Source organism: Microbacterium sp. BH-3-3-3, from assembly GCF_007679045.1.
Lineage (GTDB): Bacteria > Actinomycetota > Actinomycetes > Actinomycetales > Microbacteriaceae > Microbacterium > Microbacterium algihabitans.
Genome location: NZ_VEFS01000007.1, coordinates 116,997 through 136,867 on the forward strand (window position 1 = coordinate 116,997; position 19,871 = coordinate 136,867).

Sequence of the window (19,871 nt, forward strand, 5' to 3'; positions counted from 1 at the left end):
ACACCTTTCGACCCCTCATGCGCGGGAAGACGGGCAGGCGGGGGGGGAGGCGTGCGCCAGGCGACAGTTGTCGACCCCGTCACGCGCGGGAAGACAGGCAGGCGGGGCCGAGGCACGCGCCAGGCGACAGTTCTCCACCCCTCACGCCGAGGAGGACTGGCACGCGGGGCACCACTGCCCGCCGCCCTTGGTGCCGGGGATGTCCTCGACCACGCCGGCGCACCCGGGGCACGGCTCGCCCGTGCGCCCGTGCACCTGCATCGCGGCAACCTTCGCGGCCTTCTGCTCGGCGATCGGCACTCCTCGTCGCGCGAGCACGGCCGCGGTCAGGGTGTCGTGAAGGGCTGCGTGCAGCCGGGTGATCTCGTCGGCGCTCAGGCTCGCCGCATGCGCCGTCGGGTCCAGCCGCGCCGCGAACATGATCTCGTCGGAGTACGCGTTGCCGATCCCGGCCAGCGTCTCCTGCTCCTGCAGCAGGGCCTTCAGCTGCTTGCGCCGACCGCCGAGCGCGGTCACGAGCATCTCGCGCGAGAACGCCGGGTCCGCGGCATCCGGACCCAGCTTCGCCACCGCGGGCACCTCATCGGCGGCGTCCGCCACGTGAAGCTGCACCGAGAGCCACTCGCCCGCGTCGGTGATGCCCAGGATGCCGTGATCGAACGCGACCCGCGCGATCACCGCGGCCGCGGACTCGACCTCTGCGACCCCCGCGTCCTGCCAGGTCGCCCATCCCGCCCGGCCGAAGCCGAGCGCGAGGTGCACCCCGTCGAGGTCGAGGTCGATGTGCTTGCCGAACCGCGTGACCGCGGTCACGCGCCGGCCGATCAGTTCGTCGAGGGGACGGGCACGCGTCTTGCGCGCCCGCCCTTCGACGAGGTCGACCCCGACGACCTCGTGACCGCGGAGGCGCTCGCGCAGGAACAGCGCGAGCGCCTCGACCTCGGGTGCCTCAGGCATGTCGGCGCTGCTCTCAGGCTCCGGGCTCGGATGCCGTGGGGGCGGTCGACGGCGCCGGAGACGCGGGCGTGGTGCCGGTGGCGGCGGGCCGCTGCGTCGACTCGGCGAAGGCGTCGGCCATCGCGCGGCCCTGGATGATCTGCGTCAGGTCGATGCCGGTGGCGGCCTTCACGGCCTCGAAGGACGAACGCAGGCCCGTCGCCGACTCGGTCGCGAGGTGACCGCTGGCCCCCTCGCCGCCGAGCACGGTGATGTTCCCGACGCGGTCGTAGCCCTTGGCGAACTCCGCCATCATCGGCACCAGCGACTCGAGGGCGCGCTGGGCCAGCAGGGCCTCCTGGTTGTGCGAGAGGGCCTCGGCCTCGGCGCGGATCGCCTCGGCACGGGCCTCACCGGCGAGGCGCACCGACTGCGCGTCGGCTTCGGCGCGCACGCGCACGGCGGCGGCTTCCTGCTCGGCGATCTGCGCGCGGGCCTGGGCGGCCTTGATCTGCGCGTACGAGTCGGCGTCGGCGTCCTTCTGGCGCTGGTACAGGTCGGCGTCGGCGACGCGGTTGACCTCGGACTCGAGGCGCGCCTGCGTGTTCTGGGCCTCCTGCTCGAGCACCGCCTGACGGCGCTCGGCGCGGGCGAGGGCTTCGGCCTGCTCGGCCTCGGCGTTGGCGCGGCCGACCTCGGCCTTGGCCGCGGCGCTGTTCTTGTCGAGCTTGGTCTGCTCGATCAGGTTGGCCTCGTCGGTGGCGATCTGGCGGGCGCGGATCTCGCGCACGGCGTTGATGCGGGCGACCTCGGCCTCGCGCTTCACGCGCTCGACCTCGGTGGCGCCGAGCGCCGAGATGTAGCCGTTGCTGTCGGTGACGCCCTGGATCTGGAACGAGTCGAGGATGAGGCCCTGCGACGACAGGTCGCCCTTGATGCCCTCGGCGATCTGGTCCGACAGGCGCTGACGATCGCGCATCAGCTCCTCGACGGTCAGCGTCGCGACGACGCCGCGCAGCGCACCCTCGAGCTGCTCGGTCGTGAACTGCTCGATCGCCTTGTCCTGCGAGGCGAAACGCTCGGCCGCGCGACGCACCTGTTCCGGGTCGGACCCGATCTTCACCAGGGCCACACCGCTGACGTTGACCGTGACGCCGTTCGACGACTGCGCGGTGGGCTCCATCTTGATCTGACGGGCCCGCAGCGAGATCATCTCGCCGCGCTGGGTGAGCGGGTTGACGATCGCTCCCCCGCCGGTGATCACCGTGATGCGCGACGACTCACCGTCGGCGCCCTTCTGCCGCTTTCCGACGATGACCAGGGCTTCGTCGGCCTTGGCGACGCGGTACCAGCCGCGGACGACGAGGGCCAGGACCAGGATCACGACGATCGCGACCACCACGACGACGACGGCGATCAGTCCGACTGCTCCGAGAGCGGCGAGTTCCATGCTTCTCCTTCGACGGGTGCCGCCGACGGCAGCACGGGGGAATTGCCTCCAACCTATCCGGGGGGCTCCGGCCGCTGTCCACCCCATCCGCGCACGATCGCGTCCCCCGACGGGCGGCCGGGAGCGTACCGTTGAAGGTGAGGCGGCCCGAACCGCCCGAAGAAGGGTCCCCCATGAAGATCGTCTCGTCGCAGGACTGGCGCGATGCCATCCGCTTCGATGTCCCCGTGCTGGTCGCCGACGTCGTTCCGGGCGAAGCCACCCGCTGCGTCGCGTGCGGTGCCGACGGCCCCCTGTACGACCGCACCGAGCTGTGGGCGGTGAAGCATCAGCACCCCAAGCACCACGGCGGCTTCGTCCGCTTCTACTGTGAGGCGCACAAGCCGGCCGCTCCCCCGCCGCCGCCCGCGCCGACCATCGAGGCCCGACGCGCGCGTGCCGCGTCCGCCCCGAAGGAGCGTCGCACCCCGAGCTCGAAGCCGATGCTGATCACCGACCGCCCGACGCGCACGATGTGCCCCGACTGCTTCGTCGAGGTCTCGGTCGGCGGCGACTGCGGCATGTGCGGCGCCCAGGTCGTCTGACCGCCTGAACGACAGAACCGCCTCGGATCACTCCGGGGCGGTTCTGTCGTTCGTGGGCTCAGCGGGCCGAGATGGTCCAGCCGGCCTCGTGCGAGGCACCGGGGTCGAGCGAGACGACGCCCGTGGCGAAGTCGTAGGCGTCGTCGTTGAACGCATCGGGCGCGCACGTCATCGGTTCCACGGCGAGACCGGCGCGGTGTCCGGGCGTGCCGGGACCGGCCGGGAGGTCGGCGGTGTGGATCTGCACCCACGGGCAGTCCGTGCCCCAGTTCATGGCCACGCCCGTGCCCGACGGGTCGGTGAGCGTGACGGTCGTGCGGGCGCCGGCATCCGGGATCAGGCCCGTGTAGGCGTGGTCGATCTCGACGGCGCCGAGCACTCGCGGTTCGCGGAAGTCGAATCGCTCGGCGTCGGAGGTGACGGATGCCAGGGCCACCGGCGCCAGACGGTCGGGCGTCACCTCGAGCACGGTGTCGGCCGGCAGACCGAGCGTCCACTCGTCGAGGGTCGCCGGTCCCGCGACGAGGTATGGGTGCGGTCCGGTGCCCCACGGGGCGGGGGTGTCCGACAGGTTCGTGGCTCGCACGGTCTGCGTCAGGCCGTCGGCATCCAGCGAGAACGTCGTCGACACGACGACCCACCACGGGTAGCCGGCCTGCGCGGTGATCGTGGCGACGAGGGTGACGGAGTCATCGGTCGCCTCACGCACGTTCCAGTCGACCCACGACAGCAGTCCGTGCAGGGCGTGGCCGCGGTTCGGCTCGGTGAGGGGCAGCTGGTGCTCGACGCCGTCGAAGTGGTGGATGCCGTCGACCACGCGGTTCGGCCACGGCGCGAGCGTCGTGCCGCGGTAGGCGGGACGCAGTTCGTCGGCGGCGAAGGGAACGACCAGGTCGCGCCCCTCGAAGGTGAGGGAGCGGAGGGAAGCGCCCACGCTCGCGATCGCGGCTTCGTAGCCGTGGGCGCGGAGGACGACGGGGGTGCCCGAGACGAGCGTGGGCGTCTCGATGGGAACGACAGCGGTCATATCGCCATTATCCCGGTCGGTCCCGCTGCGGCCCGCCACGCGGCCACGCCGTGGCGGGAGCCGACATCGTCGGCGCGATATCGTCCGAAAAGACGAAGTGCCCCCATCCGCGAGGGATGAGGGCACTTCGGGGAGGGCGACTTACTTGAAGGCGTCCTTGACGTTCTCACCGGCCTGCTTGGCGTGGGCCTTGGTCTGGTCAGCCTGACCTTCGGCCTCGAGGCGCTCGTTGTCCGTCGCCTTGCCAGTGGCTTCCTTCGCCTTGCCAGCGATGTTTTCCGCGGCGTTCTTGATCTTGTCGTCGAGTCCCATGTCGGCTCCTCCCTGTGGTCTTCGGGAATCTCCCGATGTGCGTACACAGTAAGTCGCCGACCTTCACCCGCGAGGGGGGCTTGATATTCATCTCGCCGTGAGGCACTGCGGCGGGTTAGGTTCAGAGAATGCACCGGGGGGAAGCAGCCATCACGATCGTCCGTGACCGCTCATGACCACGTCTCACACGCTCTCGGATTTCGCCGACCTCCTCGATGACGCTTCCCCGGAGCCGACGCCTCCCGGCCCCGCGGGCAAGATCGTCGCCCTGTCATTCCTCGGGGTGATCCTGCTGCTCCTCGCCGGCTCCGGCGGGTACGTGTGGTGGGCGTCGACGGCGGCGCTGCCCGCTCCCACCGTCACCTCGCAGGCTCCCGCGGTGACCCCCGGGGCAGCCGCGTCCGTGCCCATGCCCGCGGCCGGTGCCGCTCTGCTGCGGGTCGAGGGCGGCGACGCCTTCCTCGGGCCCGACGCCGCGAACGTCTTCGCCTCGACCGGTGGCGACGACTCCCGCTCCATCGCCAGCGTCGCGAAGCTGATCACGGCGCTGGTCGTGCTCGATGCGCACCCGCTCGCGAGCGCTGTCGACCCCGGTCCCACGATCTCGTTCACCAAGGCCGACACCGATCTGTACGACCGGTTCTACGTGCAAGACGCCGTCGTCGCCCGCATGCCCGACGGCACGCGCATGTCGCAGCACGACGCGCTGGCGACGATGCTGCTCCCCTCGGCCGCCAACTACGCCGTCGCCCTCGCGCGGTGGGGCTTCGGCTCGGAGGGCGCCTACGTGCAGGCCGCCCGCACGTGGTTGAGCGCGAACGGGTTGACCAACACCCGCATCGTGGATGCCACGGGGCTCGACTCCCGCAACACCAGCACGCCGAGCGATCTGCTCGCCCTCGCGCGTCTCGCCGCGGCGAATCCCGCCGTCGCCGCCATCGCCGCCACCGGCTCGATCGACGTGCCCGGTCCCGGATACGTCACCAACACCAACGACCTGCTGGGCACCCTCGGAATCACGGGGCTCAAGACCGGCAACCTCGGCGACGGCTCGTTCAATCTGCTCTTCACCTCCCGCCTCGACGTCGGCGTCGGCACGCCCCTGCAGATCACCGGCGTGCGCATGGGCGGCGAGACGCACGACAGCACCGACGACGACGTCCGACGCATGCTGCAGGGGGTCGCGGACGGGTTCCACGACGTCACCGTCGGCACGGTCGGCGACACCATCGGCTCGATCTCGACGCCGTGGGGAGCGAAGGCCTCGCTCGTGCTCGCCCAGACGAGCGAGGTGCGCACGTGGTCGGACACCCCGATCGCGGTCGACCTGAAGACCACGACACCGCAGAACTACGCCGACGGCGAGGTCGTGGGCAGCGTCTCGTGGACCGCCGGACCCCGATCGATCTCGTCGAGCGTGAAGATCTCGGGCGCGATCGAGGAGCCGACGCTGTGGTGGCGCCTCACCCACCCCGGAGAGCTGGGCTGAGGCGCACGACCCGCGACATCACGGGTCAGACGGCGGGAAGTTCCGCGTGCGCGATGACCGCGTCGCCCGTGTCGCGGAGTTCCATCCGCGCCGCGTCGCCGCGGAGCACCGCCGCATTCATGCGGCACACGATGGGCACGTCCGAACCGAGCACCTCTCCGGCGCTGAACTCCGTGCCGTCGACGCCCACGAACACCAGTTCGTAGGTCGCTCCGACGTCGAGTCCGGACGCCTCGAGGTACGCCTCGGTGCCCCACGTGTGCGCCACGACCTCCGCCGAGACGTCGACGCCGCCGACGTCGTCGCTCACCGCGATCTGCTCGACAGCCCCCAGGGTCCCGGGCGGACCGGACGGCACTGTCGAGGTGAACGCACCGGCTCCGCTGACCCCGATGACCACCCCGACGACGAGACACGCCGCGGCGGTCAGCGGCGTGACCCATCGCCGGCGTCGGCGTGCCGCCGCGGCATCCGGAACGAAGTCGACCTCGGGCGAGACCTCGCCGTCGACCGCACCCTGGATCCCCTCCCACAGGTCGTCGGCGTCGCGCGGAGCCGTCCAGGTGAGATCGCCCTGACGCAGGCGCCCGGCGAGCGCCTGCAGCGAGGCGTATTCCTCCGCGCGAGCAGGATCGGCTCGGCGGAGATCGTCGAACTCGGCGCTCTGCGCCGCGGTCAGCTCGCCAGCGAGCGCGGCCGCGGCCAGTTCGGCCCAGCGGTCATCGGGAGTGCGCATCGGGCTCCTCCATCTCTTCGAGGTGCGTCCTGAGGGCGCGGAGTGCGTGGAACGTACGGGTGCGCCAGGTCGCGACGGGCACGCCCGTGGCATCCGAGAGCTCCTGATAGGTGCGACCGTGCAGGTGGACGGCGACGACGGCGGTGCGGTGCGCCTCCGTGAGGACCGACAGCGCCTCCAGCATGCGCAGACGCTCGAGGGGATCGATCGCCTCCGCCGCGCGGCTCTCGAGCTCGGCGTGATCGCCGATCAGCGGGAGGCGGGCGCGAGCGCGGAGCGCATCGACGATGACGTTGCGCGCGATCGCGAACAACCAGGTGCGCTCGGAGGCGCCCTGGGCGTCGAACCGATCGCGCGCTCGCCACGCGCGGAGAAATGTCTCCTGCACGCAGTCCTCCGCAAGCGGACGGTCTCGGAGGGCGTTGACGGCGAAGCCGAGCAGGGCGTTGGCGTTGTCGTCGAAGGCCCGGCGCAGGTCGAATCCCGCTCCCGCCGGACGTGGCCGAGATGCGTGCATGCGCCTCTCCCTGCTTCGCCCGGTCGACCCCGTCATGCGCGCAGCCCCTTCGAGATTAACGGTCGCCGAAGCGGCGGCCCTGTGAGGTATACGTCGGCGCGGCGGCCCGCGTTCATCGCCGGACGAATTCTCGGCCCCGATGAACGCCGAAGCACTCGCGGTCGTACACCTCTGCCACCGGACGTTCCGCGTCCCGATCGAAAGGCACGACGATGACGAAGAAGACGTACGCCCGCCCACTGACGATCGGCGCCCTGGCCGGTGTCGCTCTGCTGGCCGTCGGTTCCCCCGCGTTCGCCGAGACGGAGGTGTCGGAACCGGCCGAATTCACGAGTGCGTTCACGGTCATGGCGACCCCCGATCAGGTGATCAACAACGACGGGGTCGCCGCACCGGGGCAGAGCGGCGCGACCGGCACCTTCACGTTCCGCATCAATTCGGACGAGGAGATCATCTGCTACGACATCCGCCTCGAGGGCGTCAGCGGCGACTACCAGAGCCCCGCCAAGACGGCGACGCACATCCACGAAGCCGCCGTCGGCAAGCCCGGCCCGCCGCGAATCGCCTTCCCGAATCCGGAGCCGGTCGGCGACGGACCGCGCACCTCGTCGGGATGCCTGCAGGGGCCCTTCACCACCGGTGTCGTCACGAACGGCGCCGACACCGGCACGGGCTTCTCGCTCAAGCAGATCGAAGCGAATCCCGCCGGGTTCACGGGCGATTCGCACACGGTCGACTTCGCAGCCGGAGTGGTCCGCGGCCAGCTGACGTCGATCCCCGTCGGCGGAGTCGACACCGGGGCCGGAGGCGCTGCGGCGACCGACGCCAGCGGTTGGGGCATCGCGGCCGCCGCCGGCGGACTCGGCCTCGTCGCCGCATCCGTCTTCGTCGTCCAGCGTCGACGCGCGGCCGACGCGAAGTGACCGACGCACGGCGCGGCGCGCGGCGGATCGCCCGGACAGGGCGGACGCTGCGTGCCGCGTGCGTGCTCGCTCTCGTCGGCGTGCTGGCCTGCGCGGGATGCACCGCCGCATCCCCGGCAGCCGCCCCGGCATCTCCCGCATCCATCGTCCCACCGGTGTCCCCCGCCCCACCGGCGTCCACGCCCGAAGCCGCAGCGGCCGCACCCGCGGCTCCGGCTCCCCCTGCGCCCTCCCGCGTCGTGATCCCAGCGCTCTCCCTCGACGAAGAGCTGATCGACCTCGGGATCGCCGCGGACGGGAGCATGGAGGTCCCGGCCGACTACGACGAGGTGGGATGGTTCACCAGCGGCGGACGTCCCGGCGGAACCGGCCCGACCGTCATCGCCGCCCACGTCGACTCGCCCACCGGTCCTGCGGTGTTCGTGGACCTCGAGAACGTGGTCGTGGGCGACGTCATCGAGGTATACGACGACGACGGCGGCACCGCCCACGCCTACCGCGTCACCGAAACGGCCGACTACCCCAAGTCGGCTTTCCCCACCGCCCGTGTCTTCGGCGCCACCGCGAAAGACGAGCTGAGGCTCATCACCTGCGGCGGGGTGTTCGATCGCGATGCGGGTTCGTACGTCGACAACCGGGTGGTCTACGCCGAGCGCGCGTGATCGTCGCTCACGACCTCAGGTGATCCCGCGCCCACAGAGCGGCGCTCGTGCGGTCGGCGACGCCGATGTGCCGGAAGACGTTGCCCAGATGCGCCTTCACGGTCCGCTCCGAGATGCCGAGCGCCGTGGCCACCTGCTTGTTCGCGAGGCCGTTCGCGACGAGCCGCAGCACCTCCTCCTCGCGCGCGCTGAGGCCGTTGCCCGGTGTTGCGGCATCCGGAAGCAGAGCGCCGGCGACGCGGGCGTCGAGCGGCGTGTGGCCCTCCGCGACGGATCGCACGGCGGAGCGCAGGTCGGCGGGTTCGGCGTCCTTGAGTTGGTAGCCCGTGGCCCCGGCGGTGATCGCCCGACGCACCTGGTCGCGGTCGCCGAACGAGGTCAGCACGAGCACGCGGATGCTGGGATGCTCCGCCCGCACGGCACGCGTCGCCGCGATCCCGTCCATGACCGGCATCGACACGTCCATGACGACGACGTCGACCTCGGTCGTGCCGACGAGCGCGACGGCCTCCGCGCCGTTCGCCGCGGTGGCGGACACCACGATGTCACCGTCCGCGGCGAGCACCGAGGCGAGTCCCTCCCGCACCATCGAGTGGTCGTCGACGACGAGGACGCGGATCATTCGGACTCCCGGGGGCGATCGTGCGGGGGAAGGGTCACGCGCCACGCCGTGCCGTGACCGGGAGCGGTGGCGAGGGCAAGCTCGGCGCCGGCATCGGTGGCGAGGTCGCGCAGAACGCGCGTGCCGAGGTGCCCCTCGACGGGTGAGCGGTGCAGGGTCGCCATGTCGAACCCCCGGCCGTCGTCGGCGACCGTCAGCACGGTGCCGGCGTCCTCCGCGGCCACGGTGATCACGACGCGGCAGGGAGCCGCGTGGGTCACGGCGTTGCGCAATGCCTCCTGCACGACCCGGTACAGCAGGCGCTCGTGCTCCTCCGGCAGTTCGTCCACGGGCATCCGCAGGTCGAGCACGACGTCGGCTCCTCGCGTGCGGGCCGTCGCCGCGAGGTCGTGCAGGGCGGAGGCGAGACCGGACGCGCCCAGGCTCTCGGGGTAGATGTCGACCAGCAGCGAGCGCAGCACGCGCACGTTCCCGCGGACCGCCGCCGCCACCTCGCGCAGGCGCGACGCCCCGGCCTCCTCGCCGCGGCGGTCGGCCTCGACGGCCGCGCTCTCGGCGCCGTAGCTGGTGGCGACGAGTTCCTGCACCGGGCCGTCGTGCAGGCTGCCCGCGATGCGTCGGCGTTCGGCATCCGACGCATCCACCGCCCGCTGCAGCAGTTCGCTGCGTCGCGTCTCGGCCCGGCGGAGTTGCCGCAGAAGCGTCCAGACGATCGGGGCGGTGAGCACCGCGAGCAGCAGCAGACTGCTCGTCGTCACGCCGGTGAATCCGCGCCACAGCTCCGCCGAGCGCGCCGCGACGGGCTCATAGGGGTAGTAGACCTCGAACAGCAGCTGCTGCCCGCTCGCCGACCACACCGGACGGTAGACCTCGAGCAGGCGCGACCCGCTCTCGAACTCGTTCTCATCCTCCGACAGGTCCGACACCGCCGCACGGGTCGAGGGGGTCGTGAGGGCCGCGCGCTGGGCCTCGTCGAGCTCGAAGGTGCGGCCGATCAACTGCGGCTCGTCGGCGTAGAGCACGCGCCCCTCGGGGCTCCAGATCTTCACCCGGATGACGTCGTCGCCGAGGATCTGCGACCGCACGGTCACGTCGAAGGCAGCGACGGCGGCCGGGTCTCCCGCGGCGAGCGCGTCACTGAGCGCGGGCCGCACGACGGCGTCCGCGAGCACGTTGGTCACCTGCGCGGCATCGTTGACCGCCTCGCGCTCCGCCAGCCACTGCGCGCCGAACCCGGCGAGCGCTGCGACGGCCACCAGCACGGCGGCCAGCCCCGCGGCGAGGCGCAGCAGCACGGCACGGGTCGACAGGGTGCGCGGGAGTGTCCGAGAGGGGCGCGCCGTGACGAGCACCTCCCACGACGGAGCGGAGGGGTCGGATGCCACTCAGTCGTCTCCCCCGTGGCGGTCGCCGCCGTGTCCGCTTGTGCCGCCATCGTCCGTGCCGCCGCTCCCAGCGCGGCCGCTGTCGTCGGTGCGGGATTGCGTCGAATCACCCGTGCCCTGCACGGCTCTGTCATCGCCGGGTTCGACGCGCGTGTCGCGCGGGGCGTCGCCACCGGCGTCTTCGGGAGTCGTCACCGCCGCACCGTCGTCGCTGCCGTGAGAGCCGTCGCCGCCGGGAGCGGAGTCATCGGTCGAGGTGGCGCCGCCATCGCGGTCGTCGCCGGGCTCGACCCGCTGGTCGCGCGGAACGTCTCCGCCATGATCGTCGACGGATGCCGAGGGCGAGGGCGTCGGCGCGAGCACCTGGGCGAGCGAGGGCACCGGCACGGGCACCGATTCGGCGAACGACGCATTGCCCCACAACCCGATCGCCGCGGGTGCGGCGGCTATCAGCAGAGCTCCCGCTCCGACAAGGATCCGCTTCTTCATGTCATCCGTCCTTTCGCCCATTTTCACCCGCAGTGCGGGGAACGCTGTCCACTGTTCGCGAAAGCGCACGGCCGGGCCATCGGACGATGGTCGTACTACCAAGGTCGCATTGCCCGGTCCGGGCGCCGGCCGCGACGGTGGGAGCAGCTCAACCGACGAAACGAGGCCCTCATGAGCAGCAGCACCTCCCCCCGTTCGACCCTGACCCGTACCACCGCGATCGTCGCGGCCGCCCTGGTCGCGGCATCCGGTCTCCTCTTCCCCGCCGCCGCGCAGGCGAAGACGACCTCGGTCGGCGGCGACTACGCCGTCACCGTGAACGGCACCACCTACAACCCCGCACCCGGCAAGGACGCGAAGCTCAAAGACGTCGCCGTCTCGGGCCGCATCACCGTCAGCGGCACGAACAACCGCTTCACGATCGACCCCGCCACGCTCGGCGTCTACGACTACACGCTCACGGGCGCTCCCGACACGCAGCGCATGGTCACGAGCCCCACCGTCGTGTTCGCCTCGAAGGTCCCGACCCTCACGGCCGCCCAGCGCAGCGGTGCCCGGCTGTCGAGCCTCGAGGTGCGCGACGACTCCCTGGTGGCGATCTTCACCACCGCCGGCGGCAAGCTGAAGATCCAGGCGAAGGACGGCGCGCAGGGCGGCATCTTCCAGATGGAGCCCGAGTTCGCCGCCCCGGTCGAGCTCGTGCACACACTCGGCCCCGGACTCTTCTACTTCGTCAACCAGTACACCGGCAAGATCAACTTCGGAAACGGAGTGGATGCCGTGACCTCCGGCCCCGGCGCGCACCAGATGCTGCTGGGCAAGGACAGCCCGCAGGTCGCCACGAAGACCTACCAGGATGCGACCGTCACGAAGTGGACCGTCGCCTCGGGTGGTCGCATGGGCGGCGTGCTGGGCGAGGACGCGATCGAGCTCTCCGCGGGTGCGACCAACTGCACCAGCCAGTGCCAGGCGCAGAACCGCATCAACGGGTCGCTCCCCGTCCCCCCGAACCCGACGAACCCCACCCCCATCGGGGGCTGATCCCCGACGCGAACGCCCCCGGCCGAAAGGTCGGGGGCGTTCGCGCGTGTCCGCCGGGCGCGGCTGAAAGGTCGGGGGCATTCGCTCGTGCCCGCCGAGCCCTCGGCTGACGGCGGGGTTCAGCCGACCGTCGTCGGTGCGAATCCCGCGAAACCGTCGATGCGCTGCTGCGCCACGGTCGTTCCCAGTTCGCCGCGGGCCGACGGATGCGTCCAGTAGTAGTGCAGAGCCGCGTAGGTGGCCCGGGGCGCGGCATCCAGGGCGAACGTCGCGATCTTCCACTCCCCGACGACGCCCCGCGTGCCGTCGCCGGTGTCGCGCTCGATGCGCAGGATCGGGATCTTGACCGGTCGCGCCTGCTGCACGCCCCTGTCGTTGGTCGTCGTGGCGCGGATCGCCGTCACCTCAGCCCAAGGAATGTCGACCGAAGCGCCCTGGAAACGCACGGCCACTCCGCTGCGGCCCACGGCGACGCACTGACGGTTGCCCCACGACGAGCGGCTACGCGCGGCGAAGACGAGGTTGACGAACGACAGCAGGAAGAACAGACCCAGGATGCCGAAGACCACCGCGATCACGTACGGAATCGGTCCCTGCATCGAGGGGGTCGTGCCCGCCTGCGCGAGCACGGCCCAGGTCACCCAGCCCGCCCCGGCGGCGATCAGCCCGCACACGACGGTCAGGACGAGCGGTGGGCGCTTGAGCGGGGCGACGTGCAGCCACTCGTCGGGTGCGCGGTCGAAGGTGCGGTTGAACATCTCTGCCGGCAGGAGTTGCAGCCGCTTCTTCGAGGCGAGCGGAAGCACCCACCCGGACGGGACGTTCGCGACTCGGGCGTCGATCTGGGCCATGCCAGCAGTGTAGGCAGGGGCACCGACATCGCGGCCGGACCCGTGTCGGACGGTCGGGCGGAGTGGCATGGCTCCGACATCGCCGTCGGACCCTTGCTCGATGGGCGCGCGGCGTGGCATGACCGAGAGCCAAGTGGTACCATATCCTGTACCACTTGGAGGACTGATGGCGATCACCACGAGCGAGGCGCGACGCGACCTCTTCGGCCTCATCGAGCGGGTGAACCTCGACCACTCGGAAATCGAGATCACCTCGAAGCGAGGCTCGGCGGTGCTGATGTCGAAAGACGAGTACGACTCTCTCATCGAGACGAGCTACCTTCTCCGATCCCCCGAGAACGCTCGTCGACTTCTGAGCGCGCTCCAGGACGCGCGCGCCGGAGACGTCGAGTCGCACGAGCTCGTCGAACCGTGAGCGAACGTCTCCTCGCGTGGACCAGCGGCGCGTGGGAGGACTACCTCTACTGGCAGACCCAGGACCGCAAAACCCTTCGCCGGATCAACCTGCTCATCGCCGACGTTCTGCGTGACGATCCCTTCGACGGGATCGGCAAGCCCGAGCCGTTGAAGCACGCGCTGGCGGGAGCGTGGTCACGACGCATCGATGAGGCGAACCGGCTCGTCTACGTCGCTGACGACGCTCGAGCGACGATCCTGCAGGCTCGCTACCACTACTGATCGCCGCGGCGCCGGCCGCGCAGGGGATCAGCGGCGAGCCACATGGCGCGCCAGAACGCGACGAAGAACACGATCGCCGCGATGATCCACAGAACGAGCCAGATCAACCGCCCCTCAGCGGGTGCGGCGAACACGGCGAACATTGCGCCAATCCACACGGGAAGGCACACGAACTGCGCGATCTTCAACGTGCGAATATCGTTCACGAATTCACCGGATCTCCGCGCCGCCGCGGCCTGCCGCAGGGCTCATAGACGGCGCCGTGTCCATATTCGAGTTGGCCTCCCGCCACCATCGGACGAGCGAAGAAGCGAACGGCGACGCCGCATCCTTGTGCGGAATGTCGAGACCATAATCGTCGCGCAAGAGAGTCACGATGCGCGCACTGAGGAGAGGGGCATCGTCACCAGCCCCGAGCCAACGCATAATCGGCGCGATCAGATCGTCGTACTCGTTCTCATCACCCGGTCCGTCGTCGTCGGCATAGACCCCGAGAACGTCCCACTCGATGAGCCGAGCCCGAAGCTCTGCGACGCGTCGCTCCGCGTCCCGTCGGATCCCGTCGCAACTCACCCGACCGTTCCTCTCGACCCGCTCAGTTGTTGAAGCGGAACTCCACCACGTCGCCGTCCTGCATGACGTAGTCCTTGCCTTCGAGGCGGGCCTTACCCTTCGCACGGGCCTCGGCGACCGAGCCGAGCTCGACGAGGTCGTCGAACGAGATGACCTCGGCCTTGATGAAGCCCTTCTCGAAGTCGGTGTGGATGACACCGGCCGCTTGCGGCGCCTTCGCGCCCTGCGGGATCGTCCAGGCGCGTGCTTCCTTAGGGCCGGCGGTGAGGTAGGTCTGCAGGCCCAGCGTGGCGAACCCGATGCGGGCGAGCTGGTCGAGGCCCGACTCGTCCTGGCCGGTCGACGCGAGCAGTTCGGCGGCGTCCTCGGGGTCGAGGTCGATGAGCTCCGACTCGATCTTGGCGTCGAGGAACACGGCCTTCGCGGGAGCGACCAGCGCTGCCAACTCGTCCTTGCGCGACTGGTCGGTGAGCACGGCCTCGTCGACGTTGAAGACGAAGATGAACGGCTTGGCGGTGAGCAGTCCGAGCTCGCGGATCGGCGAGAGGTCGATTCCGGATGCCGACAGCAGCACGCCACGCTGGAGGGCGTCCTGCGCGGCCTTGGCGGCCTCGAGCACCGAGGGGTCGAGCTTCTTGCCCTTGACCTCCTTCTCGTACCGGGTGATCGCCTTCTCGAGCGTCTGGAGGTCGGCGAGCTGCAGCTCGGCGTTGATGGTCTCCATGTCGTTCGCCGGGTTGACCGAACCGTCGACGTGCACGACGTCGTCGTCGGCGAATCCGCGCACGACCTGCGCGATGGCATCCGCTTCACGAATGTTCGCGAGGAACTGGTTGCCGAGGCCCTCGCCCTCGCTCGCGCCGCGGACAATGCCGGCGATGTCGACGAACGACACCGCAGCGGGCGCGAGCCGCTCGCTACCGAACACGTCGGCGAGCTTCTGCAGGCGCACATCGGGAAGGTTCACGACCCCGACGTTGGGCTCGATGGTGGCGAACGGGTAGTTCGCCGCGAGCACCGAGTTCTTGGTCAGAGCGTTGAAGAGGGTCGACTTTCCGACGTTGGGAAGGCCGACGATTCCGATGGTAAGAGCCACGGGAGTCCAGGTTACCCGGCTCAGAGACTCCTCATCGCGTCAGGGTCGCCGCGTGCGGAACGCGTGGGTGACGTACGGCAGCGCGACCGCCCCGCCGTCGGCGAGTCCCGGCACGGATGCCACGACCCCGTCGACCGCGGCGTCGATGCCCGCCCGCTTCTCGGGGCTGGCCGTGATGACGTCGCTGCGCGAGCCGACGAGGTCGCGCAACTGCGGCAGGGTGATCTGCCGGTCCCAGCGCCACTCGCGGTGCTCCAGCCCCTCGAAGGGCTCGGCCGCGCGCGGTCCAGTCGTCGCCAGGAGCGCCTCGGCGTTCGAACCGCCCATCGCCGCCGTCAGCCGTTTCACCCAGTCGACGCTGTCGTCGCGGATGTTCCAGATGAGCCCCAGCTCTCCCCCGCTGCGCAGCACACGCGCGACCTCGCGGGAGGCCGGCTCGACGTCGACCCAGTGCCACGCCTGCCCCATGACGACGGCGTCGAGGGCGGAATCGGGCAGCGGCAGGCTCTCGGCCGTTCCGACGAAGGTGGGCACTCCTCGTGCGTTCTCCCGCAGGATCGCGAGCATGTCGGCATCCGGATCGACGGCCACGACGTCGGCACCGAGCTCGACGACGGAGCGCGTCAGCTTGCCCGTTCCGGCACCGACGTCGGCCACGCGCAGACCGCGCCCCGGTTCGCGCACCCGTTCCAGCAGCCACGCGACCGCCTCGGCGGGGTAGCCCGGGCGCCCCGACTCATAGGCGGAGGCCGCCTGTCCGAACGAGGTCGATTTCGCCTGATCGCTCATGGCCCCGACCCTACGCCGACCCTCCGACATGGCATCCGGAGTCTTTTCGAGCGATCCCGGATGCCGCCGACCCCGGCGCGCCTCCTCGGCTCGATGCCGGGCCGGGTGAGGGTGGAGGCGTGGCTCTGGACTTCACCGCGATCGACTTCGAAACGGCGAACTCCAGTGGTGCGTCCGCGTGTGCCGTGGGTCTCGCCCGGGTCCGGGGCGGCCGCGTCGTCGCCACCGCCGCCTGGCTGATCAAGCCTCCCGCCGGTCACGACCACTTCGCGCCGATCAACATCGGCATCCACGGCATCCAGCCCGCCGACGTGATGCACGCGCCGGGGTGGTCGGAGCAGCTGGAGCGCCTCACCGCGTTCGCCGGTTCGGACGTGCTCGTGGCACACAATGCCGGCTTCGACATGTCGGTGCTGCGTCGTGCGTGCGCGGCGACCGGCGACGAGTGCCCGCCCTACCGCTACCTGTGCAGCGTGCAGATGTCGCGGAAGACCTACGCGCTCGCGTCGTACCGCCTCCCGCTCGTGGCCGCCGAGGCCGGCTGCTCGCCGTTCGCCCACCACGACGCCCTCGCCGATGCGGTCGCGTGCGCCGAGATCACGATCGACTGCGCCCGGCGCGCGGGTGCGGACGACGTCTTCGCCCTCGCCGCGCACCTCGGCGTGCGGGTGTCGCAGATCGCCGTCGAGCCGGCCGAGCGCGCGGTCGCCTGAGCCGTTTCGGCCCGTCTTTCCGGCGATGTCGGAGGTCTGGTGCATGCTGACCCCATGGACGCCATCGCCCTCATCCTCGTGATCATCGCCCTCGCCGTCGGCGCCGCGGGCGGCTGGTTCGTCGCGACCTCGCGCGCGGCGGCTCGCGACGCGACCGCGCAGCAGGCGCTGTCGGCGCGGGTGGCCGCCGCAGAGGCCGAGGGTGCCGGCCTGAGGGCGCAGCTCGATCACCAAATGACGCTGTACCGCGAGCTGGCGGGGCAATCCCGGGCCGACCAGGCCGCGCGAGAAGAGCGCGAACGGCGCGAGCAGACGGTACTGCGCGCCCTCGACCCCGTGCGCGAGACCCTCGACGCGATGCAGCGCAAGGTCGACGGTCTCGAGCGCGACCGCGTCGAGCAGTACACCGCGCTCGGCGAGCAGCTGCGCCTCTCGCGCGAGGCCGACGAGGCCCTGCGCGCGACGACGGAGTCCCTCGCCTCCGCCATGCGCTCGGGAACGACCCGCGGAGTGTGGGGCGAGACGCAGCTGCGCCGCGTCGTCGAGGCCGCCGGTCTCACCCGCTACGTCGATTTCGACCTGCAGTCCTCGATCTCGAGCGACGCGGGCGCCGGTCGACCCGACATGGTCGTGCGACTGCCCGGCGGCAAGGCGCTGGCGGTGGATGCCAAGGTGCCCCTCGACGCGTACCTGCAGGCGAGCGCGATCCCGGTCACGGCGAACGGCGACGAGGGCATCCGCCGTTCCGGTCTGCTCGCGAAGCACGCGAAGGCCGTGCGCGCGCACGTCGACGCCCTCGCGAAGAAGGCGTACTGGTCGGGGCTGACGACGAGCCCCGAGTTCGTGGTCTGCTTCCTGCCGAGCGAGTCGCTGCTCGCCTCCGCGCTCGACGAAGACCCGACGCTGCTCGACTACGCCTTCACGCGGCGCGTCGCCCTCGCCTCCCCGGTGAACCTGTGGGCGGTGCTCAAGACGGTGGCGTTCACGTGGACGCAGCAAGACGTCTCCGACGAGGCCCGCACGCTCTTCGCCCTCGGCACCGAACTGTACGAGCGGGTGGGGGTGCTGGCCGGACACGCGAACGATCTCCGTCGCGCGATCGAGAAGACGGTCGACAGCTACAACCGTTTCGCCGGCTCCCTGGAGTCGCGCGTACTCGTCACGGCGCGCAAGTTCCCCGGCATCGACGAGACCAAACTCGACGCGGTGGCCGCCCCGGCCGCGCTTGATGCGACGCCGCGGCGATGGACGGCCCCCGAGATGATCGATCTCGACGACGAGCAGCCATCAGCGCGGTTCGCGGATGACCGAGACCGTCGCGCCGGTGTCCGCGCAGACCTCGGGTCGGTGCGGGAGCGCGCCGGACTGGAAGGAGACCAGTGAGGGTCGCGGTGACTCAGAGGGGCGAGCTGCAGTGCTCACCCACGGTGAGGCTCAAGACCCGCCGGGAACCCAGCTCAGCAGGCTGACCACGGCCGCGGACACACCGACGAAGGCGCCGACCATCCACCACGCGCTGACCTCGTGGCCCTCGTCGCGGCGAACGCGGAGAAGCACATCGGGGCGACGCGCAGGGTCGACTGCGCTGGCGATGACCGCCTGTGCACCTGTCTGAGGTGCGGCCTGATTCGTCGGAGCTGCTGCCATGGACGATCCCCCTTCGGGTCTCGGAAGAACACAGCGTCGCCGTTGACACTCCTTGAGATTCTGCCAGACGAGCCCTTTGACGCCGGTCACGCTTGCGTCACGACACGCCCGGCTGTATCTGCACGTCAAGGCGACGACCGCGCGCCTCGCCCGGCTTCGTGTCGAGGCTCGCCCCCGCACCCCCTGAAACCACGAGACTGCATCTCGCTGACGAGACAGGTGCAGCGTGCAACCGACTTGTCAGCGAGATGCAGTCTCGCGAGGGAACGCCGCCACCCTGAGCGGCGCACGTGCGCCCGCATTCAGCCGCGCGGCGTCACAGCCACTTCGAGGTCAGGTGCTCCGACGAGATGCGGCGGAGGGTTCCCGAGGCACCGCGCAGCACGACGCTCTCGGTGTAGATGAAGTCGCCATCACGACGCACTCCCTGCACGAGTTGACCGTCGGTCACGCCCGTGGCGACGAAGATCGTGTTCTTGCCCTTCACCAGGCCATCGGCCTCATACACCTGGCCGTCGACGTCGAGGCCGGCATCCCGACCCTTCTCCTTCTCGTCGTCGGTCCGCGGGGCGAGCACACCCTGGATGTGGCCACCCAGCGCCTTGATCGCGCACGCGGTGACGATGCCCTCGGGGCTTCCGCCGATGCCGACACACATGTCGGTGCGGGCGTTGTGGCGGGCGGCGTTGATGCCACCGGCGACGTCGCCGTCGCTCATCAGGCGCGTACCGGCCCCGGCTTCGCGGATGTCGGCGATCAGCTTCTCGTGACGCGGGCGGTTCAGCACCGAGACGACGAGCTCGTCGACAGGCTTACCGAGGGCCTTCGCGAGCAGGCGGATGTTCTCCCCGATCGGGAGGCGGATGTCGACGACGCCCACACCGGCGGGACCGGTGACGAGCTTGTCCATGTAGAAGACGCTCGAGGCGTCGAGCATCGTGCCCTGGTCCGACACCGCGATGACCGAGAGGGCGTTCTGGCGGCCCGCGGCCGTGAGCGAGGTGCCGTCGATCGGGTCGACGGCCACGTCGCACTGGGGTCCGCGACCGCTGCCGACGCGCTCCCCGTTGTAGAGCATCGGGGCGTTGTCCTTCTCGCCCTCTCCAATGACGATCGTGCCGTCGAAGTTGACGGTGCTGAAGAACGCGCGCATCGCGTCGACGGCCGCACCGTCGGCGGCCTCCTTGTCGCCTCGACCGATGAAGGGGACGGCGCGGATGGATGCAGCCTCCGTCGCCCTCACCAACTCCAGAGCCAGGTTGCGGTCGGGGTGCAAAGGGCTCATGTCGGCAGTCAGGCTCACCATGGGGTCACTGTATCCAGCCGAGGGAAGACAATCCCCGGTTTTGAG

24 protein-coding genes are annotated in these 19,871 nt (G+C 70.6%); 9 read left to right on the forward strand and 15 right to left on the reverse strand.

Features of this window, described 5'->3' with window-relative positions:
• Positions 1–141: 141 nt before the first annotated feature.
• Positions 142–957: a DNA-formamidopyrimidine glycosylase family protein gene (locus FS769_RS16170; protein WP_144835220.1), complete on the reverse strand. Its 816-nt coding sequence runs from the start codon at positions 955–957 to the stop codon at positions 142–144.
• A 13-nt stretch (positions 958–970) separates the two neighbouring features.
• Positions 971–2,386 (reverse strand): flotillin family protein, encoded by a 1,416-nt coding sequence (locus tag FS769_RS16175; protein WP_144835222.1) that lies wholly within the window; start codon positions 2,384–2,386, stop codon positions 971–973.
• A 173-nt stretch (positions 2,387–2,559) separates the two neighbouring features.
• Between FS769_RS16175 and FS769_RS16180 the strand changes: the two genes are divergently transcribed.
• Positions 2,560–2,970, forward strand: a complete 411-nt coding sequence (locus tag FS769_RS16180) for a glucose-6-phosphate dehydrogenase (protein ID WP_144835224.1) — start codon at positions 2,560–2,562, stop codon at positions 2,968–2,970.
• Positions 2,971–3,028: 58 nt separating this feature from the next.
• Here the strand turns inward: FS769_RS16180 and FS769_RS16185 are convergent, their stop codons facing one another.
• Both FS769_RS16185 and FS769_RS16190 read right to left on the reverse strand, forming a co-directional pair.
• Positions 3,029–3,997: an aldose 1-epimerase family protein gene (locus FS769_RS16185; RefSeq protein ID WP_144835226.1), complete on the reverse strand. Its 969-nt coding sequence runs from the start codon at positions 3,995–3,997 to the stop codon at positions 3,029–3,031.
• A 141-nt stretch (positions 3,998–4,138) separates the two neighbouring features.
• Positions 4,139–4,309: a CsbD family protein gene (locus FS769_RS16190; protein WP_074697048.1), complete on the reverse strand. Its 171-nt coding sequence runs from the start codon at positions 4,307–4,309 to the stop codon at positions 4,139–4,141.
• A 172-nt stretch (positions 4,310–4,481) separates the two neighbouring features.
• On the opposite strand from FS769_RS16190, the gene FS769_RS16195 reads away from it, so the two are divergent.
• Complete coding sequence (locus FS769_RS16195; protein WP_144835228.1) at positions 4,482–5,798, forward strand: D-alanyl-D-alanine carboxypeptidase; 1,317 nt, start codon at positions 4,482–4,484, stop codon at positions 5,796–5,798.
• Between the two features lie 25 nt (positions 5,799–5,823).
• Here the strand turns inward: FS769_RS16195 and FS769_RS16200 are convergent, their stop codons facing one another.
• Positions 5,824–6,534: a hypothetical protein gene (locus FS769_RS16200; RefSeq protein ID WP_144835229.1), complete on the reverse strand. Its 711-nt coding sequence runs from the start codon at positions 6,532–6,534 to the stop codon at positions 5,824–5,826.
• Complete coding sequence (locus tag FS769_RS16205; RefSeq protein ID WP_144835231.1) at positions 6,518–7,051, reverse strand: RNA polymerase sigma factor; 534 nt, start codon at positions 7,049–7,051, stop codon at positions 6,518–6,520. Before FS769_RS16205 ends, FS769_RS16200 begins: the two co-directional genes overlap by 17 nt.
• Before the next feature lie 212 nt (positions 7,052–7,263).
• On the opposite strand from FS769_RS16205, the gene FS769_RS16210 reads away from it, so the two are divergent.
• Both FS769_RS16210 and FS769_RS16215 read left to right on the forward strand, forming a co-directional pair.
• Positions 7,264–7,974: a CHRD domain-containing protein gene (locus FS769_RS16210; RefSeq protein WP_144835233.1), complete on the forward strand. Its 711-nt coding sequence runs from the start codon at positions 7,264–7,266 to the stop codon at positions 7,972–7,974.
• A 239-nt stretch (positions 7,975–8,213) separates the two neighbouring features.
• The gene (locus tag FS769_RS16215) at positions 8,214–8,636 is read left to right on the forward strand and encodes a class F sortase (RefSeq protein WP_260979794.1); all 423 of its coding nucleotides are present in this window, start codon (positions 8,214–8,216) and stop codon (positions 8,634–8,636) included.
• Positions 8,637–8,643: 7 nt separating this feature from the next.
• On the opposite strand, the gene FS769_RS16220 is transcribed toward FS769_RS16215, so the two are convergent.
• From FS769_RS16220 to FS769_RS16230, 3 genes are read right to left on the reverse strand one after another with little or no spacing between them, the layout of a single operon-like run.
• The gene (locus tag FS769_RS16220; RefSeq protein ID WP_144835236.1) at positions 8,644–9,258 is read right to left on the reverse strand and encodes a response regulator transcription factor; all 615 of its coding nucleotides are present in this window, start codon (positions 9,256–9,258) and stop codon (positions 8,644–8,646) included.
• Positions 9,255–10,643, reverse strand: a complete 1,389-nt coding sequence (locus tag FS769_RS16225) for a sensor histidine kinase (protein ID WP_144835238.1) — start codon at positions 10,641–10,643, stop codon at positions 9,255–9,257. Before FS769_RS16225 ends, FS769_RS16220 begins: the two co-directional genes overlap by 4 nt.
• On the reverse strand, positions 10,644–11,132 hold the full coding sequence (locus tag FS769_RS16230; protein WP_144835240.1) for a hypothetical protein: 489 nt from the start codon (positions 11,130–11,132) through the stop codon (positions 10,644–10,646).
• Between the two features lie 171 nt (positions 11,133–11,303).
• Here FS769_RS16230 and FS769_RS16235 point away from each other — a divergent pair, with 171 nt between their 5' ends.
• Positions 11,304–12,173, forward strand: a complete 870-nt coding sequence (locus FS769_RS16235; RefSeq protein ID WP_144835242.1) for a hypothetical protein — start codon at positions 11,304–11,306, stop codon at positions 12,171–12,173.
• A gap of 119 nt (positions 12,174–12,292) precedes the next feature.
• Here the strand turns inward: FS769_RS16235 and FS769_RS16240 are convergent, their stop codons facing one another.
• The gene (locus FS769_RS16240) at positions 12,293–13,024 is read right to left on the reverse strand and encodes a hypothetical protein (RefSeq protein ID WP_144835244.1); all 732 of its coding nucleotides are present in this window, start codon (positions 13,022–13,024) and stop codon (positions 12,293–12,295) included.
• A gap of 166 nt (positions 13,025–13,190) precedes the next feature.
• On the opposite strand from FS769_RS16240, the gene FS769_RS16245 reads away from it, so the two are divergent.
• Together FS769_RS16245 and FS769_RS16250 are read left to right on the forward strand one after the other, a co-directional pair.
• Positions 13,191–13,439, forward strand: coding sequence for a type II toxin-antitoxin system Phd/YefM family antitoxin (locus FS769_RS16245; protein WP_144835245.1), 249 nt, complete (start codon positions 13,191–13,193; stop codon positions 13,437–13,439).
• Complete coding sequence (locus tag FS769_RS16250) at positions 13,436–13,702, forward strand: Txe/YoeB family addiction module toxin (RefSeq protein ID WP_144835247.1); 267 nt, start codon at positions 13,436–13,438, stop codon at positions 13,700–13,702. The genes FS769_RS16245 and FS769_RS16250 overlap by 4 nt, the downstream gene beginning before the upstream one ends.
• Here the strand turns inward: FS769_RS16250 and FS769_RS16255 are convergent.
• The 4 genes from FS769_RS16255 to FS769_RS16270 are packed head-to-tail and all read right to left on the reverse strand — an operon-like array spanning position 13,696 to position 16,160.
• Positions 13,696–13,908 carry a hypothetical protein gene (locus tag FS769_RS16255; RefSeq protein ID WP_144835249.1) on the reverse strand — a complete coding sequence of 71 codons (213 nt, stop codon included), beginning with the start codon at positions 13,906–13,908 and terminating at the stop codon, positions 13,696–13,698. The two genes, FS769_RS16250 and FS769_RS16255, sit on opposite strands and share 7 nt — an antisense overlap.
• Positions 13,909–13,912: 4 nt before the next feature.
• Positions 13,913–14,275 carry a hypothetical protein gene (locus FS769_RS16260; protein WP_144835251.1) on the reverse strand — a complete coding sequence of 121 codons (363 nt, stop codon included), beginning with the start codon at positions 14,273–14,275 and terminating at the stop codon, positions 13,913–13,915.
• A gap of 22 nt (positions 14,276–14,297) precedes the next feature.
• The gene (ychF, locus tag FS769_RS16265) at positions 14,298–15,371 is read right to left on the reverse strand and encodes a redox-regulated ATPase YchF (RefSeq protein ID WP_144835253.1); all 1,074 of its coding nucleotides are present in this window, start codon (positions 15,369–15,371) and stop codon (positions 14,298–14,300) included.
• A 39-nt stretch (positions 15,372–15,410) separates the two neighbouring features.
• Positions 15,411–16,160 carry a class I SAM-dependent methyltransferase gene (locus FS769_RS16270; protein WP_144835255.1) on the reverse strand — a complete coding sequence of 250 codons (750 nt, stop codon included), beginning with the start codon at positions 16,158–16,160 and terminating at the stop codon, positions 15,411–15,413.
• Between the two features lie 119 nt (positions 16,161–16,279).
• Here FS769_RS16270 and FS769_RS16275 point away from each other — a divergent pair, with 119 nt between their 5' ends.
• Both FS769_RS16275 and FS769_RS16280 read left to right on the forward strand, forming a co-directional pair.
• On the forward strand, positions 16,280–16,873 hold the full coding sequence (locus FS769_RS16275; RefSeq protein ID WP_144835257.1) for a 3'-5' exonuclease: 594 nt from the start codon (positions 16,280–16,282) through the stop codon (positions 16,871–16,873).
• A gap of 54 nt (positions 16,874–16,927) precedes the next feature.
• Positions 16,928–18,256 carry a DNA recombination protein RmuC gene (locus FS769_RS16280; protein ID WP_144835259.1) on the forward strand — a complete coding sequence of 443 codons (1,329 nt, stop codon included), beginning with the start codon at positions 16,928–16,930 and terminating at the stop codon, positions 18,254–18,256.
• Between the two features lie 580 nt (positions 18,257–18,836).
• On the opposite strand, the gene glpX is transcribed toward FS769_RS16280, so the two are convergent.
• Positions 18,837–19,826, reverse strand: coding sequence for a class II fructose-bisphosphatase (gene glpX / locus FS769_RS16290; RefSeq protein ID WP_144835263.1), 990 nt, complete (start codon positions 19,824–19,826; stop codon positions 18,837–18,839).
• Between the last annotated feature and the right edge of the window lie 45 nt (positions 19,827–19,871).